This is a genomic window from Candidatus Marinimicrobia bacterium CG08_land_8_20_14_0_20_45_22 (genome assembly GCA_002774355.1).
Lineage (GTDB): Bacteria > Fidelibacterota > UBA2242 > UBA2242 > UBA2242 > 0-14-0-20-45-22.
Map to the genome: position 1 here is coordinate 1 of PEYN01000204.1, position 1,665 is coordinate 1,665.

The 1,665-nt window shown below is 33.3% G+C and carries 2 protein-coding genes; one reads left to right on the forward strand and one right to left on the reverse strand.

Annotated features, from left to right (window positions below; translation table 11 throughout):
- Positions 1 to 67: 67 nt before the first annotated feature.
- A complete protein-coding gene (locus COT43_11520) occupies positions 68 to 1,075 on the reverse strand; it encodes a hypothetical protein (GenBank protein PIS27238.1) in 1,008 nt (335 codons plus the stop codon).
- A 317-nt stretch (positions 1,076 to 1,392) separates the two neighbouring features.
- Between COT43_11520 and COT43_11525 the strand changes: the two genes are divergently transcribed.
- Positions 1,393 to 1,572, forward strand: coding sequence for a hypothetical protein (locus COT43_11525; protein ID PIS27239.1), 180 nt, complete (start codon positions 1,393 to 1,395; stop codon positions 1,570 to 1,572).
- Positions 1,573 to 1,665 lie beyond the last annotated feature (93 nt).

Consider the following 1,665-nt stretch of genomic DNA (forward strand, 5'->3'; position numbering starts at 1 on the left):
CTATTTCAAAACTATTATCTATCTCCTGACAGGTAAACTCGACCTCACCTCTAATAATAAACACTATCTACCCATTTAAAATGCGAAAGAACCTTAATTTAGTTAGATTTTTAAGCGGTTCTATACTATTAAAATTCACCCCTATACCAACACCATCAATATAAAGTCTTTCTAAATTTATTAAACTACTTAATGCGCTTATGTCACTGATTTGAGTATACATTAAATATAACTGCGTTAGTTTGATCAAGTTTCCTATTCCACTGATGTCACTAATCGGATTGCTGTATAAACTGAGATATTTCAGATTAGTAAGATTGTAAATCGGTGATATATTTTCTATTGTGTAGTTTTGGTTTAGATTGAGAAATTTGAGGTTTTTAAGGCTGGCGAGCGGTTGAAGTTCGGTAATGCTTTGGAGAGATAATCCTAAGTATGTCAAATTGGTGCAATACTCAATTCCTTTTATACTTATGATTTTATTCTTTAGTCCAATATCCGCGGTTGATAATGAATCCAATTTTTCAAGTTTGTTTGACGCTAATTCTCCTTCTTTATACTTAAGTCTGTACCTGATATGCGTCTCAAGGCTAACATCTTCGATTAAACCGACTTGTCTTGGTTGTACTGTTATATTTGTTGTATCAATATAAACATTTCCGCTTGCACAGTTAATTTTCATGACAAATCTATAGATTCCTTCTTTTTGGAAACCTATCACATTTGTCTCTTCAAGTGTTGAGTGGGCAAATGCATATACATTCTCTGGATTGCCTTCATCCTGAATCCATTCAATAATATCAATATCCTCTTCAACATAACTATTCGAAGGATCCAATAAAGCATAACTACCAACATAAGTTATCTGATCTTCACCAGCATCGACACAAAAGACTTTCTTATTTTCGGTTATGCTATCGCAGGAGCATAAAGAAATATTAATGAACATAACAGCCAGAATTATTTTACATTTTATTAAAATAAAATCTTTACTTACCAACATATAACATCCTAAATAAATTATTGCATTTTTTTCAATGGTAGAAAAGAAAATTTTATTGTACCTCTCCCGCATGAGTTGTTCATGTAAAATGAGATACACTCTTTGCAGACTGGAACAGAGTCTGACTTGAGAATGGGAAGAATGAATGTTCTTTCTTCCGGGATAACAGATCGATTCATCGTTTCACCTTTATAAATAAATTGCTCCACGATTCTATCTGAAGAACTTGAATTTCCAAAAAGCGTTTCAACTTGAAGTTTCGGAAGCCGGAGAGGTCAACCTTCGCTTCTGATCTTACGTCCCGTTGACAAATAAACATTTGTATGGTACTAAGTAACCGTGTAAAAGTCAATAATAATTTTTAGTTAACGGAAATAAATTGTAGAAAAATGGTAATTAGTGTAAACCTCTTAACCACGAATCCTGAAAAATATCGGGACAAGTTACCACGAATGAACGCAAATAAGAAAGAAAATGACCACGAAAAGAGACGAAAAGGGAAAAGACAAACTAAGGTCAAGGTTAAGATCAAGGTTAAGATCAAGAGTAGTCCGGCATGGCATCTATGAAATATCTGAATATTTGTTTGCCTCGTTCATAACATCATCAGTTCGCCTTTGGCGAATATGGATTCCACAGAATTTTTTTATCAGTCATATTTT

What these genes read in the sequence shown, in the direction of transcription:
- COT43_11520 (PIS27238.1), bottom strand. Translation starts at nt 1,075, where the DNA reads ATGCGGGAGAGGTACAATAAAATTTTCTTTTCTACCATTGAAAAAAAT.
- COT43_11525 (PIS27239.1), top strand. Translation starts at nt 1,393, where the DNA reads ATGGTAATTAGTGTAAACCTCTTAACCACGAATCCTGAAAAATATCGG.